The sequence below is a fragment of the Streptomyces sp. NPDC014861 genome (assembly GCF_043081625.1).
Lineage (GTDB): Bacteria > Actinomycetota > Actinomycetes > Streptomycetales > Streptomycetaceae > Streptomyces.
Map to the genome: position 1 here is coordinate 16,061 of NZ_JBIBWV010000014.1, position 15,316 is coordinate 31,376.

Below are 15,316 nucleotides of genomic sequence, written 5' to 3' on the forward strand. Positions count from 1 at the left end.
GGACGCTCACGGGTCAGCGGTTGCGGGGAGAGCATGGACGACGGGAAGCCGAACTGGTGGAGCCGGCCTTCGACGCCCCCGGAGGCGGCGCGGATACCCACGCCGCCCCCGGCGGAGGAGGACGACTTCGCCCTCCAGGCCCCTGGCCCGGCCGAGCCCGCCGAGCCGGAGCCGGCCGCCGGGCCGGCCGCCGCCCCCAAGGTCGACATGACGAAGGACCCCGCCCCGGCCCGAGCGCCGGAGCCCGCTCCCGCCCCCGTGCCGGAGCCCGCCCCGGCCGTCACCGCCGAGGCCGCGCGCGAGCTTCCGGAGCCCGCGCCCGCCGCCGCGGTGAGCGCCTCCGGGCCGCCCGCCGCCGCGACGGCCGCGTCCGAGCCGGCCACCGCCGTGCCGCCCGCGTCCGAACCGCCCGCCGCGCCGCAGCAGTCCGCCCCCGAGCCGTCCGCCCCGGCCGCCGCGCCTGAGCCGTCCGCCCCGGCCGCCGCGTCGGAGCAGTCCGCCCCGGCCGCCTCGCCGCAGCCGCTCCACGAGCCCGACGAGTACCGCACCCCGCCCTACGGCGAGCCCGGCCCGTGGGCGCCGGCGCCGCCCGTGCAGCACCCCACCGCGCCCCTCCCGGCCCCGCAGCCCGCCGTACCCCCGCAGGCCGCCCTGCCCCCGCACGGCGCCGTGCCCCCGCACGGGGCCGCCGTACCGCCGCAGGGCCCCGTGCCGCCGCAGACGCCCGCCTGGGGCCAGTACGACCCCTGGGGCGCCGGAGCCGGAGCCGTACCCCCGCCCGCCCGGAAGAAGTCCCGGCGCGGTCTCGCCCTCGTCGGCGCCCTCGCCTTCGCCCTGCTCACCGGTGTCATCGGCGGCGGCGTCGGCGCCTACGTCGAGCGCAACGGCGGCCTCACCACCGTCGAACTCCCGCAGTCCGGGGCCGGGACCACCGACCGCGCGCCCGACAGCGTCGCCGGGATCGCCGCCGCCGCCCTGCCCGGCGTCGTCACCCTGCACGTCAGCGGCGGCGGCTCGGCCGGCACCGGCACCGGCTTCGTCCTCGACAACCGCGGCCACATCCTCACCAACAACCACGTCGTCGACGCCGCCGCCTCCTCCGGCGACATCACCGTCACCTTCTCCAGCGGCGAGACCGCCTCCGCCAAGCTCATCGGCAAGGACGCCGGCTACGACCTCGCCGTCGTCCAGGTCACCGGCGTCACCGGTCTCAGGCCGCTCCCGCTCGGCAACTCCGAGGACGTCCGCGTCGGCGACCCCGTCGTCGCCATCGGCGCCCCCTTCGACCTCTCCAACACGGTCACCTCCGGCATCATCAGCGCCAAGGAGCGCCCGATCACCGCCGGCGGCGAGAAGGGCGACGGCAGCGACATCTCCTACGTCGACGCCCTCCAGACCGACGCGCCCATCAACCCCGGCAACTCCGGCGGCCCCCTCCTCGACGGCAAGGGGCGCGTCATCGGCATCAACAGCGCCATCCGCGCCGCCGGCGGCTCCGGCGACGGGGACGGCGGCAGCGGCGCCCAGGCCGGCTCCATCGGCCTCGGCTTCGCCATCCCGATCAACCAGGGCAAGCGGGTCGCCGAGGAGCTCATCAACACCGGCAAGGCCACCCACCCGGTCATCGGCGTCAGCCTCGACATGCAGTTCAACGGCGACGGCGCCCGCGTCGGCGACAAGGGCAAGGACGGCACCCCCTCCGTCACCCCCGGAGGACCCGCCGCCAAGGCCGGCCTGCGTCCCGGCGACGTCATCACCAAGGTCGACGGCCAGCGGGTGCACAACGGCGAGGAGCTGATCGTGAAGATCCGCGCCCACCGGCCCGGCGACGAACTCGCCCTCACCCTGACCCGCGGCGGCAAGGAACTGACCAGGACCGTCACCCTCGGCGCGGCGCAGGGCGGCTGAGCCCGCACGGGCGGCACCCGAGGTACATGTGGCGGACATCGCAAGGTACCCGTCCGGCAGTCCGGGCGGGTACCGTGGTGCGGGCCGCCATGGTCCGGCGTGAAGGAGCTACTAGGTGTTCAGCGACATAGGCGCACTCGAGCTGGTGACGCTCATCGTGCTCGCCGTGCTCATTTTCGGCCCGGACAAGCTGCCCAAGGTCGTCCAGGACGTCTCGCGCTTCATCCGGAAGGTCCGCGAGTTCTCCGACAGCGCCAAGCAGGACATCCGCACGGAGCTGGGCCCGGACTTCAAGGACTTCGAGTTCGAGGACCTCAACCCGAAGACCTTCATCCGCAAGCAGCTCGACGGCAACGAGGACCTCGGCGAGCTCAAGGAACTGCGCTCCACCTTCGACCTCCGCAAGGAGATGAACGAGGTCGCCGACGCCGTGAACAGCCGCGAGAGCGCCCCCGCCGCGGCCTCCGCGGCCGCCCCCGCGACGGTCAACGGCTCCGCGCCCGACCTGCTGAAGAAGCAGGACAAGCCCGACACGCCCGAGCGGCCGCCGTACGACTCCGACGCGACCTGACACGGGCGGTCACCGAGCGGTCGCTATCCTCCTTGAGTTGGGGGTACCCCCGGACGAGGTCCGGGGGAGGAACGAGGAGGCGGCCGAGATGAAGACGACGAGTCGGGTGGAAGCCGAGGGCTTTCAGCGCGCGCCCTTCGCCTGGTACGGGCTCGACGAGGCGTTCACCGGGCCCCGCCGGCTGATGCAGATCGGCACGGCGGCGGACGGCACCGTGCAGCACGGCTCGGTGGGCCACGGTGACGAGCCGTCGATAAGGTCCGAGGCCGCCGGCGCGGAGAAGGAGCGGTTCGCCGTCGTCGTGACGGTCGCCGCGCACCCCGTGCGGCGCACCGGCGACGGCACCGGAGTCCTCGACGCCACCACCGTCTCCTCCGCCGCCTGGCTGGCCGGCTCCGGGCTGCTCGCCCACACCTGGCCCGCCTCGCTCGACCACGGGCTGCGGGACCACTGGCTCGACCAGCAGACCGAGACGGCCTTCGAGCTGGCCGACGACCTCGACGGGCCCGCCTGGTCCGCGCTGTCGCTGCCCGTCGACGGGGTGCCGGTGCCCTTCCACTACCGCGAGTCCGAGTTCGGCTGGGTGCTGGCCGGCTCCACGGGAGACGTGCACATCGGGGCGTACGGGCGGGGCATGAGCGCGTACGGACTGGGCTTCGCCCAGATCAAGGACCTCGCGCCGTACGCCTGAGGCCTCACACACGCCGAAGGGCGCCCCGCACCGGGGCGCCCTTCGCCGTGTCCGCCCGGGACCCGGCCGTGACCGGGTCCCGCCCGGGATCAGAACTTGTTGCGCGGCGTGATGCCCAGGCTCAGGCCCGAGAGGCCGCGCTGGCGGCCGCCGAGCTTGCCGGCGATGGAGCGCAGGGCCGCGCCGGCCGGCGAGTCCGGGTTCGACAGGACGACCGGGCGGCCGTCGTCGCCGCCCTCGCGCAGCCGCACGTCGATCGGGATCGAGCCCAGCACCGGGACCGTCGTGCCCGTGGTGCGGGAGAGGCCGTCGGCGACGAGCTGGCCGCCGCCCGTGCCGAAGACGTCCACCATCTCGTCGCAGTGCGGGCAGGGCAGGCCCGCCATGTTCTCGACCACGCCGACGATCTTCTGATGGGTCTGCACCGCGATCGAACCGGCCCGCTCGGCGACCTCGGCCGCCGCCTGCTGCGGGGTCGTCACGACCAGGATCTCCGCGTTCGGCACCAGCTGCGCGACGGAGATCGCGATGTCGCCGGTGCCCGGGGGCAGGTCGAGCAGCAGGACGTCCAGGTCGCCCCAGTACACGTCCGCCAGGAACTGCTGGAGCGCGCGGTGGAGCATCGGGCCCCGCCACACCACGGGCGCGTTGCCCGGGGTGAACATGCCGATCGAGATGACCTTCACGCCGTTCGCCGACGGCGGCATGATCATGTTCTCGACCTGGGTCGGACGCCCGTCCGCGCCCAGCATGCGCGGCACGCTGTGGCCGTAGATGTCGGCGTCGACGACGCCGACCTTCAGGCCGTCGGCGGCCATCGCCGCGGCCAGGTTCACCGTCACCGAGGACTTGCCGACGCCGCCCTTGCCGGAGGCGACCGCGTACACCCGGGTCAGCGAGCCGGGCTTCGCGAACGGCACCTCGCGCTCGGCGGTGTTGCCGCGCAGGGCCGCCGCCAGCTCCTTGCGCTGCTCGTCGCTCATCACGTCCAGCGTCACGTCGACGCCGGTGACGCCCTCGACGCGGGAGACGGCCTCGGTCACGCGCTGCGTGATGGTGTCGCGCATCGGGCAGCCGGAGACCGTCAGGTAGACCGTCACCGCGACCTTGCCGTCGGGTTCGATCTCCACCGACTTGACCATGCCGAGCTCAGTGATCGGACGATTGATCTCGGGGTCGTTCACCGTCGCCAGTGCCTCGAGCACCGCGTCTTCCGTAGCCATAGGTCTGATGGTACGGCGACGACCACGTAGCCATGAAAGGGCTGTCAACGGTCGGGTACGTCACTCCGCCGCTCGCCGTCCGGCGGGAATAGATCCCGCTCCCGCCCGCGCTCCTCCAGCTCCCTCACCAGATCCTGGAGTTCGGACCGGATCCAGTCCCGGGTGGCGACCTCGCCCAGGCCCATCCGGAGCGCCGCGATCTCCCTGGTCAGGTACTCCGTGTCGGCGATCGAGCGCTCGTTCTGCTTGCGGTCCTGCTCCAGGTTGACCCGGTCCCGGTCGTCCTGCCGGTTCTGCGCGAGCAGGATCAGCGGAGCCGCGTACGAGGCCTGGAGGGAGAGCATCAGCGTCAGGAAGATGAAGGGGTACTCGTCGAACTTGAGCGACGCCGGGGCGAAGATGTTCCACACCACCCAGGCGATGATGAGCACCGTCATCCAGACGATGAACCGGCCCGTCCCGAGGAACCGCGCGATCCGCTCCGACATGCGCCCGAACGCCTCGGGGTCGTACTCCGGCAGCAGCCGCGAGCGGCGGATCCGGGGCTGGTCGAGCCGGATGCGGGGAAGCTGCCGGTCGCGCTCCCGCTCCCGCTCCCGGTCCCGCTCCTGCGACCGCTCAGCCACCGCGCACCCCCTCCTCGTGGAACTCCGTCTCCCGCCAGTCGTCCGGCAGCAGGTGGTCGAGCACGTCGTCCACGGTCACCGCGCCGAGCAGCGAACCGCTCTCGTCCACGACCGGCGCCGCCACCAGGTTGTACGCGGCGAAGTAGCTGGTCACGGCCGGCAGCGGGGTGTCCGGGCCCAGGGGCGGCAGGTCGCTGTCGACGAGCGAGCTGACCAGCGTGAAGGGCGGATCGCGCAGCAGCCGCTGGAAGTGGACCGTGCCCAGGTACTTCCCGGTCGGCGTCTCGTCCGGCGGCCGGCACACGTACACCTGCGCCGCGAGCGCCGGCGACAGGTCCTGCTGCCGCACCCGGGCGAGCGCGTCGGCGACGGTGGCGTCCGGGCGCAGCACGATCGGCTCGGTGGTCATCAGACCGCCGGCCGTCCGCTCCTCGTACGACATCAGCCGGCGCACGTCGGCCGCGTCGTCCGGCTGCATCAGCGTGAGCAACCGTTCCTTCTCGTCCTCCGGCAGCTCGTTGAGGAGGTCGGCGGCGTCGTCCGGGTCCATCGCCTCCAGGACGTCCGCGGCCCGCTCCTCCTTCAGCTTGCCGAGGATCTCCACCTGGTCGTCCTCCGGCAGCTCCTCCAGGACGTCGGCGAGCCGGTCGTCGTCGAGGGCGACGGCGACCTCGGCGCGCCGCTTGGGGGAGAGGTGGTGCAGGGCGTTGGCGAGGTCGGCGGGGCGCAGCTTCTCGAAGGTGGCGACGAGGCTCTCGGCGCCCTGCCCGTGCTCCTCCAGGGAGAAGCCGGTCACCGCCGACCACTCCACGGTCAGCGTCTCCCCCTTGCGGCGCAGGGCGCCGCCCTTGCCCCGGCGGACGAAGACCCGGTCGATCTCCCAGTCGCGGCGGGCGGGGAGCTGCGTGATGGCGACATCGAGGACGGTGACCTCCTCGCCGGTCTCGACCAGGGTCACCCTGCGGTCGAGGAGCTCGCCGAGGACCAGCCGCTCGGTCGGCCGCTGCTCGAAGCGGCGCATGTTCACCACGCCGGTGGTGATGACCTGGCCGGACTCGACGCCGGTGATCCGGGTCATCGGGACGAAGACCCGGCGCCGGCTCAGCACCTCCACGACCATGCCGAGCAGCCGGGGCGGGCGGCGGCCCACGCGGAGCATCGCCACCACGTCGCTGACCCGGCCCACCTGATCGCCGACGGGATCGAAGACGGCCACACCGGCGAGGTGGGAGACGAAGATCCGGGGGGCGCCTGCCGCCATGCCTCGCGCCTCCTCGGTGCCGCACGATCCGTTGTCGCCGCGCCGCCCGTGGGGCCCGCGCGTCCGTTGCGGTGCCCTTGCCGGGCTTCGCACGGTTCAGGCTAGCCGGTGGTGTTCCACCCCGCCCCGGCAGTGCCGCCGTCCGGCTGCCTGCGGGGACGCCGGGCCCGCCCGGGTACGCTGCGGACTGCCGCCCCCCACCGGCAGCGGCCGGCGTGTCCGGCCCACCCCGGCGGCCCCTTCCTCCGTGTGTGCACGGCCGGGGCCGTTCCCCCACCGAAGAACGAGAGGCAGCGCAGGTGACCGTCCGCACCCCGTCATCGCGTATCCCGTCGGCACGACCCTTCCTCACCCCCACCCACCGCTTCCGCAGGGCCGTCGTGCCGCTGGCGCTGTGCGCGGGGCTCACCGCGGGTCTCACGGCCTGCGGGGCCGATCCCGACGAGGGGACGAACGGGGTCGGGAGGCTGTCGGCGTCCGAGATCGAGCGCGAGGCCCGCACGGCGGCGGGCACGGCCAAGGCGGTCAGGCTCTCCGGCACCCTGGTCAGCAAGGGCGGCACCTTCAAGCTGAACATGCGGCTGAAGCAGAACGGCGGCGCCGGCTCGGTCACCACGAAGAACAGCACCTTCGAGCTGCTGCGGGTCGGCGAGGCCCTCTACCTCAAGGCGGACGCCGGCTTCTGGACGCACGAGGACAAGGGCGGCGGCAAGCCCAGCGACGCCGACACGGAGGCCGCCGACAAGCTGGACGACAAGTACGTGAAGGTGCCCAGCGACGACCCCTCGTACAAGCAGCTGCGCGGCTTCACCGAGATGGACCAGCTGCTGAACGGTCTCATCGGGCTGCACGGGGACGTCGTCAAGGGCGACCGGGACCAGATCGGCGGCGTCCGCACGGTGAAGGTGAAGGGCGGCCCGGACGGCGAGGGCGGCACCCTCGACGTGGCCCTGGAGGGCTCCCCGTACCCGCTCCAGTTCGCCCGGGGCGGGGGAGCGGGCCTGGTGGTGCTCACCGAGTGGGACACGGACTTCCCGCTGGCCGAGCCGGGCCGCGACGAGACCCTCGACTACGGCCGCCAGCTGCCCCGTACCTGACCGGCTCTAGCCCTTCCGCGTCCGCCGGAACAGCAGTTTCGGCAGGGCGGCCGGGACCGGGTGGCGGGTGGTCGCCCCGGACGGCAGCGGGACGGCGGCGAGCGAGCCGTCCGGAAGGTCGGTGGTGGCGGCGCGCGGGTCGAGGCGCAGCACCCGGCACTCGCGCGCCCAGCGCGCGGGGACGCCCTCGCCGTCGGGCGCGTTCAGCCGCTTGCCCTTCAGTTCGGCGACGGCGGCGTCCCACTCCTCGGTGCCGGGGGTGAGCTGGCGCACGGCGGCCGTCCAGGAGACGATCCGGCCGCCCTTGTCCTTGCTGCGGACGGTGACCTCGGCGGTGTCGCCGTCGGCGAGGCCGGGCAGCGGCTGCTCGCCGGGCCCGTCGCCCACCACGTGCGCGGCGCCGTCGTGCCAGACGTGCCAGAGCGCCCGGGCGGGCCCGGTGCCCCGGACCCACACGAGGCCGGACTTCTTGGTGGCCTCCTCGACGAGGAACAGCTCTTCTGTCATGGCCCGCAGCCTAGCGGCAGGCCCGTCAGAGCCAGCCGTTGCGCTTCAGGGTGCGGTGGATGGTGAAGCAGATGACGGCGATGCCGCCGAGCACCATCGGGTAGCCGTACCTCCAGTGCAGCTCCGGCATGTGGTCGAAGTTCATGCCGTACACACCGCAGACCGCCGTGGGGACGGCGACGATCGCCGCCCAGGAGGTGATCTTGCGCATGTCCTCGTTCTGCGCGACGGTCGCCTGTGCCAGGTTGGCCTGGAGGATCGAGTTCAGCAGCTCGTCGAAGCCGACGACCTGCTCCTGGACGCGGGCGAGGTGGTCGGCGACGTCCCGGAAGTACTTCTGGATGTCCGGGTCGACCAGCCGCATGGGCCGCTCGCTCAGCAGCTGCATCGGGCGCAGCAGCGGGGTGACGGCCCGCTTGAACTCCAGCACCTCGCGCTTGAGCTGGTAGATCCGGCCGGTGTCGGTGCCGCGCTTGGAACCCTTGGTGGCCGGCGAGAAGACGTCGATCTCCAGCTGGTCGATGTCGAGTTCGACGGAGTCGGCGACCGCGATGTAGCCGTCGACGACGTGGTCGGCGAGGGCGTGCAGGACGGCGGAGGGGCCCTTGGCGAGGAGCTCCGGCTCGCCCTGGAGGCGGTGGCGGAGGTTGCGCAGCGAGCCCTGGCCGCCGTGCCGGACGGTGATGACGAAGTCGGGCCCGGTGAAGCACATCACCTCGCCGGTCTCCACCACCTCGCTGGTGGCGGTGAGTTCGGCGTGCTCGACGTAGTGGATCGTCTTGAAGACGGTGAAGAGGGTGTCGTCGTACCGCTCCAGCTTGGGCCGCTGGTGGGCGTGGACGGCGTCCTCGACGGCGAGCGGGTGGAGACCGAACTCGGCCGCGATACCGGCGAATTCGGCCTCGGTCGGCTCGTGCAGGCCGATCCAGGCGAACCCGCCGGACTCCCGCACCTGCGCCATCGCGCCGCGCGGGGTGAGGCAGGCGCGGTCCTCGACCCGCCGCCCGTCGCGGTAGACCGCGCAGTCGACGACGGCGCTGGAGGCCGAGTGGTCGCGGGTCGGGTCGTAGTTCGTGTACGTGGTCGGGGTCTTGCGCGGGCCCTGGCGCAGGCTCGGACGAACGGCGGCGCGCAGGTCACGGATCATCGACATGGGCGTGCTCTCCTTCACGGACAGGCCGTCGGCGAGAGCGTGGCGCAACCCGGAATGAGGACGGGAAAAGGGCTTCGTCCACAAAGCGGGCGGCACCGGCGGCTCGTGGCGACGGCGTTCGCAACACAGACAGGCAAAGAGGGGAATGCTCTTCCGTCGAACGCGATGCCGGAGAAGGGGGTCCGCGGTTCAGGGACCCGGGGTCACCGGAGGAAGGAACGCACCGGGCTCGGGTGCGATGCGGCGGAAGAGCGGCTGGTACTGCCCGATCGACTTCGATCCATCGCAGTCCCACCTCCTCCGGCCGGTCCCTCGTGAGGGATGACGTGTGACGAGCAGTCGGGAAACCCGACCACTGGCCAACACTATCAGCCGACCGAGGGTCAATCCCTTACTTTGCCCGTTCCATGCGCGATCTATGCTCGCCGCATGGGAGAAGTTCTTGCACTGGTCGAGGCCCGGCTGCGTACGGCCCTGGGCGAACCGGACGCGCGGGCCGCGGTGACCTTCCTCGGCACCGACCGCATCGAGGTGCTCCGCTTCGTCGACGCGGCGGAGGGCCTCGTGCGCTACGCCACGCTCGGCATGGCCGCCGCCCCGATGGCCGACCCGACCGCCGCCCTCGCCGACCCGGTGAAGGGCCCGCGCGCCGAGCTCGTCCTGACCGTCCGGCTCGGCCGCGCCGACACCGACAAGGTGCTGCGCCCGCTGGCGGTGCTCGCCGCCACCCCGCAGGTGGAGGGCGTCGTCGTGGCCCCCGGCGCCTCGCTCGACCTGGGCGAGCCGCTGTGGCCGGGGGCCGGCTTCAGCTCCGTCCTGGTCGCGGAGTCCGGCGGACTGGTCGAGGACCTGGAGCTGGACGAGCCCCTGGACCCGGTCCGCTTCCTGCCGCTGCTCCCCATGACGCCGAACGAGGCCGCCTGGAAGCGGGTGCACGGGGCGCAGGCCCTGGAGGAGCGCTGGCTCGCCCGGGGCACCGACCTGCGCGACCCGCTGCGCGGCTCGGTGAAGCTGGACTGAGGCGCCCGCACGGGGGGCCGGGCGCCCGGGTGAGGGGGCGCGGGCCGGACGGGTGATCGGGTGCGGCCGTTCTTGACGGGAGGCGCGCGCGGTAGGACCGTTGAGCCCTATGAGGGGCGAACCCAGTTGTCCGAAGTGTGGTGGTCGGGTCAGGGCGCCCGGTCTCTTCGCCGACTCCTGGCAGTGCGACGCCCACGGGCCCGTGCATCCGCTGCAGCCCGTGATCCCGCCCAGTGTCGAAGCCCTCGGTGTCGTCGTGCACCGCTCCCAGGTGCCCGTCTGGATGCCCTGGCCGCTCCCCGTCGGCTGGCTGTTCACCGGGGTCGCCTACGCCGGTGACGACCGCAGCGGCGGTCGCGCCACCGCCGTCGCCTGCTCCGGGCCCGGCCCGCTCGGCGGGATCGGCGAGCTGCTGCTCGTCGCCGAGGAGCTCGGTGTCGGCCTCGGCGCCCGGTACGCGGGGATCGACGGCCCCGACCCCGGCTCCGGCATGGCCATCGACAAGCCCCCGCAGGCGAAGGTCCTCGCCGCGGGCCGCCCCACTCCGCTCTGGCACGTCACCGGCACCCCGCACGACCGGGCCGTCTTCGCCGGCGAGGCCCGCGGGCTCTGGCTCTGGGCGATCGTCTGGCCCGAGCAGTCCGGACTGCTGATGTACGACGAGCTCGTCCTCACCGACCTGCGCGACGCGGGTGCCGAGGTCGAGCTGCTGCCCTGCGGGGCGCTCACCCCGCGCCTGCTGGGCTAGCGGTTCCCTCCTGGTCGCGCCGTGCTCGTGGGGCAGGGCCGGCCCGGCGCTCGGGGCGTAATGGGCTCACCGGGGATCGACTCCGTACATTCGGGGGCGCGTCGCCCGCTATGCTGGAGCGTCGCCCCGTCCGTGCCGAGCCCCTGGAGAACCGCGTCGTGCGCATCGACCTGCACAGCCACTCCACGGCGTCCGACGGCACCGACACCCCCGCCGAGCTGGTGCGCAACGCCGCCGCGGCCGGGCTCGACGTCGTCGCGCTCACCGACCACGACACCACCCGCGGGCACGCGGAGGCGATCGCCGCCGCGCCCGAGGGGCTGACCGTCGTCCCCGGCGCCGAGCTCTCCTGCCGCCTCGACGGCATCGGCCTGCACATGCTCGCGTACCTCTTCGACCCCGAGGAGCCCGCCCTGCTCGCCGAGCGCGAGCTGGTCCGCGACGACCGGGTGCCGCGCGCCCGCGCCATGGTCGGCCGGCTCCAGGAGCTGGGCGTGCCCGTCACCTGGGAGCAGGTCGCCCGGATCGCCGGCGACGGCTCCGTGGGCAGACCGCACGTGGCCGAGGCGCTGGTCGAGCTCGGGGTCGTCCCCGACGTCTCCGCGGCCTTCACCACCGCGTGGCTCGCCGACGGCGGCCGCGCCCACGTGCAGAAGCACGAGCTGGACCCGGCGGAGGCGGTCCGCCTCGTGAAGGCGGCCGGCGGCGTCACGGTCTTCGCCCACCCGGCGGCCGTCAAGCGCGGCCAGGTCGTGCCCGAGTCCGCGATCGCCGCCCTCGCCGCGGCCGGTCTCGACGGCATCGAGGTCGACCACATGGACCACGACGAGCCCACCCGGGCGCGGCTGCGGGGACTCGCGAAGGAGCTGGGCCTGCTGGTCACCGGCTCCAGCGACTACCACGGCAGCCGCAAGACCTGCCGGCTCGGCGAGTACACCACGGACCCCGAGATCTACGGCGAGATCACCCGCCGTGCCACCGGCGCCTTCCCCGTCCCCGGTGCCGGCGGAGTCCCGGCCTGAGGTCTGCCGTCACCCTCCCGTCCGCGCCCCGGCGATGACGGGAGGGTGACGACAGGCCCCTGGGGCCTTCCCGCGGGTGCCCTCCCCGCCGTCGCGCGACGGCGGGGCGCGGTGCTGTCCGCCGCCCCTCCTTCTTCTGTGGCCCCCGGCCCGCGCGTCTCCCGCGTGGCGGCGGGTGCCCTCCTGCCCCGGAGACGGAATATGTGATTCCGGATCCGGGTGCCCCCACCCCACCGTTCGACCTCACCGCAAGGCACCCCACCGTGTTCGACGTCGCCGTCTTCGGCTCGCTCTTCCTCACCCTGTTCGTGATCATGGACCCGCCCGGCATCACGCCGATCTTCCTCGCGCTGACCTCCGGCCGCCCCGCCAAGGTCCAGCGCCGGATGGCCTGGCAGGCCGTCGCCGTCGCCTTCGGCGTCATCACCGTCTTCGGCATCCTCGGCCAGCAGATCCTGGCCTACCTGCACGTCTCCGTCCCCGCCCTGATGATCGCGGGCGGTCTCCTGCTGCTGCTCATCGCGCTCGACCTGCTCACCGGCAAGACCGACGAGCCGAAGCAGACCAAGGACGTCAACGTCGCCCTCGTGCCGCTGGGCATGCCGCTGCTCGCCGGACCCGGCGCCATCGTGTCGGTCATCCTCGCCGTCCAGCACGCCGACAGCGCCGCCGCCCAGGTCTCCGTCTGGGCCGCCATCGCCGCGATGCACCTCGTGCTCTGGCTGACCATGCGTTACTCGCTGCTGATCATCCGCGTCATCAAGGACGGCGGCGTCGTGCTCGTGACCCGGCTCGCCGGCATGATGCTCTCCGCGATCGCCGTGCAGCAGATCATCAACGGCGTCACCCAGGTCATCCAGGGCAGCTGACCCGACCCCGGATCCCGGACACCACTGCGCCCCCGTGCGGATTCCGTCGAGCGGAGTCCGCGCGGGGGCGCGGTGCGTGGTGTGGACCTGCCCCGTTACGAGGCGGAGGTCTCTGCGGGTCGGATCCAGATGCGCTGGCCGATCGCTGCGGCCTGCTGCACGATCCGGTTGACGGAGGCGGCGTCCACGACGGTCGAGTCGACGGGCGTGCCGTCGATGTCGTCGAGGCGCAGAATTTCGAAGCGCATGGCTTCTCCCTTCGTCCGAGTTGATCCTCCATGCGGAGAACTGTGTACGACTGCGTACATCTGTCTTCAACGGCGGCCCCACCCGAAACATTCCCTTGCCTAAAGAAAATTTTCGGCTGGCTAACTACTGGCGGGTAGAGAGTGTGGCGGCCCACCCTCCCGCAGCGGAGAATGAGGGCCGATGAACGACGCCACGCACACCACCCCGCCCGCCGACGACACCACCTCACGCGCCCTCGGCGCGCTGGAGGCCCGCCTGGAGCGCACCAACGAGCTCCTGCGGCGGATGCTGGCCGAGGTGGCCAAGACCCCGTCCACCCACGCCATCTTCGTCGACGCCGGTTACGTCCATGCTTCGGCCGGGTTGCTGGTCGCGGGCACCGAGGACCGGCGCAACTTCGACCTCGACGCCGAGGGCCTGATCGACGCCTTCATCGACACGGCCCGCGCGATCTTCGCCGACAGCCGGCTGCTCCGGGTCTACTGGTACGACGGCGCCCGCCGCCGCATCCACACCCCCGAGCAGCAGTCGATCGCCGAGCTCCCCGACGTCAAGGTCCGCCTCGGCAACCTCAACGCCAACAACCAGCAGAAGGGCGTCGACTCCCTCATCCGCACCGATCTGGAGTCGCTCGCCCGCCACCGCGCCATCAGCGACGCCGCCCTCGTCGGCGGCGACGAGGACCTCGTCTCCGCCGTCGAGGCGGCCCAGGGCTACGGCGCCCGCGTCCACCTCTGGGGCATCGAGGCCGCCGACGGACCCAACCAGGCCGAGGCACTGCTCTGGGAGGTCGACAGCCAGCGCACCTTCGACCTCGACTTCTGCCGGCCGTACGTCACCCGCCGCCCGGTCAGCATGTACGAGAACGAGGCGGAGCCCCCGCCCTCGCGCGACGAGGTGCGCTTCGTCGGCGCCCAGATCGCCGCCACCTGGCTGGGCGAGCGGGGCCGCGACCGGCTCGCCGAGCTCCTGCCCGGCGACCCGTACCTCCCCGCCGCCGTCGACCAGGACCTCCTCGTCGAGGCCGAGACCCGGCTCAGCCGCTCGCTGCGCGGCCACGGCGCCCTCCGGCGCGCGCTGCGCGACGGCTTCTGGCAGCACCTCAGGGCGCAGTACTGACCCTGAGGACGGGCTCCTCCCGCTCGCCGGCCGCGTCCGCCCGCTCCCAGAAGGCGGTGAGGCGCTCCGCCAGCTCGCGCGGGTGGGAGACGTTGGGGGAGTGCCCGGCGCCCGCGACCACGGTGTGGTGCGCGCCGGTACGGGCGGCGGCCGCCGCCAGCTCGCCCGGCGGCCAGACCATCTCGTCGGAGCCGTACGCCAGGTGCACCGGCAGCGCCAGGCCGGCCAGCTCGGCCGGCCCGTCCGGGTCGCGCAGCAGCAGCCGGCCGGCGCCGGACAGCTGGGCCACCTTCGTCAGCATCCAGCGCCGCCGCAGGAAGCCCGTGACCTCGACGGAGTCGACCGTCTCGTCCGGCTGCTCGCCGCGGCTGTCCAGCCACCGGGTGGCCCGCCAGACCCGCTCCTTCGCCAGCAGGACGTGCCCGGCCCGCAGCGCCCGGATCCGGATCCGCTGAGGGCGGGCGACCCTGCCCGGTCCCGAGGAGAGCAGCGTCAGCGAGCGGAAGGCCCGGGGCGCGAGCACCGCGGCCGAGCGGGCGACGAGCCCGCCGAAGGAGTGCCCGAGCAGGTGCACGGGACCGTCGCCCAGCGCCATCGCCTGGGCGACCGCGTCCAGCGCGAGGGCCCGGCGGCGGTAGGCGGCGCGGCCCCGGGGGCCGTACGACTCGTTCTGCCCGCGCCCGTCGACGGCGACGGCCCGGAAACCGGCCTCGCCCAGCGGGCCGAGCAGCGCCAGGAAGTCCTCCTTGCTGCCGGTGTAGCCGGGCAGCAGCAGGACGGTCCCGCGCCGCTCGCCCGCCGGAGCGGTGTCGAGCACGGCGAACGCGCCGCGCACGGTCTCCAGGCGGTGGGCCCGGGTGCGGGGCGGCAGCGACAGGGAGCGCGGCTTGCTCATGCAAGGACTGTAACCGGAGGCGGTGCTCCGGGACGGGGCCGGGACGGCGGCCCGGGGAGACGCGACGGCGGCCCGGCCCCTGGTGAGGGGCCGGGCCGCCGTCATGCCCGGTCGTCCGGGCCCGCTGTCACGCCTCCGGCTGGGCGGGGGCGGCCTTCTTGGCGGCGGCCCGCTTGCGCGGAGCCTTGGGCGCCTCCTCGGCCGGGGCCTCGGCGACGGCCTTCTTCACCGTGCGGCGGCGGGTCGTCGCCGCCTTCTGCGGCTCCGACGCGTCCGGCGCCACGGCGGCGGCCGTCTTCTTCGCGGTGGCCCGCTTGCGCGGGGCCTTGGGGGCCTCCTCGGTGGCGGCGGGGGTCT

General features: G+C 73.6%; 16 protein-coding genes and 1 pseudogene. 9 read left to right on the forward strand and 8 right to left on the reverse strand.

Annotated features, from left to right (window positions below):
* Window positions 1-33 precede the first annotated feature (33 nt).
* The 3 genes from ACF1BN_RS24785 to ACF1BN_RS24795 all read left to right on the forward strand — a co-directional run bounded on the left by ACF1BN_RS24785 (window position 34) and on the right by ACF1BN_RS24795 (window position 3,170).
* Window positions 34-1,908, forward strand: a complete 1,875-nt coding sequence (locus ACF1BN_RS24785) for a S1C family serine protease (protein ID WP_392333789.1) — start codon at window positions 34-36, stop codon at window positions 1,906-1,908.
* Between the two features lie 115 nt (window positions 1,909-2,023).
* A complete protein-coding gene (locus ACF1BN_RS24790; RefSeq protein ID WP_392333790.1) occupies window positions 2,024-2,479 on the forward strand; it encodes a sec-independent translocase in 456 nt (151 codons plus the stop codon).
* A gap of 88 nt (window positions 2,480-2,567) precedes the next feature.
* Window positions 2,568-3,170 (forward strand): hypothetical protein, encoded by a 603-nt coding sequence (locus ACF1BN_RS24795; RefSeq protein ID WP_392333791.1) that lies wholly within the window; start codon window positions 2,568-2,570, stop codon window positions 3,168-3,170.
* Window positions 3,171-3,259: 89 nt separating this feature from the next.
* On the opposite strand, the gene ACF1BN_RS24800 is transcribed toward ACF1BN_RS24795, so the two are convergent.
* The 3 genes from ACF1BN_RS24800 to ACF1BN_RS24810 are packed head-to-tail and all read right to left on the reverse strand — an operon-like array spanning window position 3,260 to window position 6,280.
* Entirely contained in the window at window positions 3,260-4,393 is a 1,134-nt protein-coding gene (locus ACF1BN_RS24800) for an Mrp/NBP35 family ATP-binding protein (RefSeq protein WP_360313441.1), read from the reverse strand.
* Window positions 4,394-4,437: 44 nt separating this feature from the next.
* Window positions 4,438-5,019, reverse strand: a complete 582-nt coding sequence (locus ACF1BN_RS24805; protein WP_392333792.1) for a DUF1003 domain-containing protein — start codon at window positions 5,017-5,019, stop codon at window positions 4,438-4,440.
* Entirely contained in the window at window positions 5,012-6,280 is a 1,269-nt protein-coding gene (locus tag ACF1BN_RS24810) for a magnesium transporter MgtE N-terminal domain-containing protein (RefSeq protein ID WP_392333793.1), read from the reverse strand. Before ACF1BN_RS24810 ends, ACF1BN_RS24805 begins: the two co-directional genes overlap by 8 nt.
* Window positions 6,281-6,579: 299 nt before the next feature.
* On the opposite strand from ACF1BN_RS24810, the gene ACF1BN_RS24815 reads away from it, so the two are divergent.
* Window positions 6,580-7,377, forward strand: a complete 798-nt coding sequence (locus ACF1BN_RS24815) for a hypothetical protein (RefSeq protein ID WP_392333794.1) — start codon at window positions 6,580-6,582, stop codon at window positions 7,375-7,377.
* 6 nt (window positions 7,378-7,383) lie between these two features.
* Here the strand turns inward: ACF1BN_RS24815 and ACF1BN_RS24820 are convergent, their stop codons facing one another.
* Both ACF1BN_RS24820 and ACF1BN_RS24825 read right to left on the reverse strand, forming a co-directional pair.
* Window positions 7,384-7,884: a hypothetical protein gene (locus tag ACF1BN_RS24820; RefSeq protein WP_392333795.1), complete on the reverse strand. Its 501-nt coding sequence runs from the start codon at window positions 7,882-7,884 to the stop codon at window positions 7,384-7,386.
* A gap of 25 nt (window positions 7,885-7,909) precedes the next feature.
* Window positions 7,910-9,037: a magnesium and cobalt transport protein CorA gene (locus ACF1BN_RS24825; protein ID WP_392333796.1), complete on the reverse strand. Its 1,128-nt coding sequence runs from the start codon at window positions 9,035-9,037 to the stop codon at window positions 7,910-7,912.
* A 429-nt stretch (window positions 9,038-9,466) separates the two neighbouring features.
* On the opposite strand from ACF1BN_RS24825, the gene ACF1BN_RS24830 reads away from it, so the two are divergent.
* From ACF1BN_RS24830 to ACF1BN_RS24845, 4 genes are all read left to right on the forward strand, one after another.
* Window positions 9,467-10,057: a suppressor of fused domain protein gene (locus ACF1BN_RS24830; RefSeq protein WP_392333797.1), complete on the forward strand. Its 591-nt coding sequence runs from the start codon at window positions 9,467-9,469 to the stop codon at window positions 10,055-10,057.
* Window positions 10,058-10,166: 109 nt separating this feature from the next.
* Complete coding sequence (locus ACF1BN_RS24835) at window positions 10,167-10,805, forward strand: DUF6758 family protein (protein ID WP_392333798.1); 639 nt, start codon at window positions 10,167-10,169, stop codon at window positions 10,803-10,805.
* 158 nt (window positions 10,806-10,963) lie between these two features.
* Entirely contained in the window at window positions 10,964-11,827 is an 864-nt protein-coding gene (locus ACF1BN_RS24840) for a PHP domain-containing protein (protein WP_392333915.1), read from the forward strand.
* Window positions 11,828-12,090: 263 nt separating this feature from the next.
* Entirely contained in the window at window positions 12,091-12,696 is a 606-nt protein-coding gene (locus ACF1BN_RS24845) for a MarC family protein (RefSeq protein WP_392333799.1), read from the forward strand.
* Between the two features lie 95 nt (window positions 12,697-12,791).
* Here ACF1BN_RS24845 and ACF1BN_RS24850 read toward each other — a convergent pair whose 3' ends face one another.
* Window positions 12,792-12,944 carry a hypothetical protein gene (locus ACF1BN_RS24850; RefSeq protein ID WP_099054331.1) on the reverse strand — a complete coding sequence of 51 codons (153 nt, stop codon included), beginning with the start codon at window positions 12,942-12,944 and terminating at the stop codon, window positions 12,792-12,794.
* 181 nt (window positions 12,945-13,125) lie between these two features.
* Between ACF1BN_RS24850 and ACF1BN_RS24855 the strand changes: the two genes are divergently transcribed.
* A complete protein-coding gene (locus tag ACF1BN_RS24855; protein ID WP_392333800.1) occupies window positions 13,126-14,064 on the forward strand; it encodes an NYN domain-containing protein in 939 nt (312 codons plus the stop codon).
* Here the strand turns inward: ACF1BN_RS24855 and ACF1BN_RS24860 are convergent.
* Entirely contained in the window at window positions 14,048-14,959 is a 912-nt protein-coding gene (locus tag ACF1BN_RS24860; RefSeq protein WP_392333801.1) for an alpha/beta fold hydrolase, read from the reverse strand. The genes ACF1BN_RS24855 and ACF1BN_RS24860 overlap by 17 nt on opposite strands.
* A gap of 127 nt (window positions 14,960-15,086) precedes the next feature.
* Window positions 15,087-15,316, reverse strand: a pseudogene (locus ACF1BN_RS24865) (hypothetical protein); the annotation flags it as partial.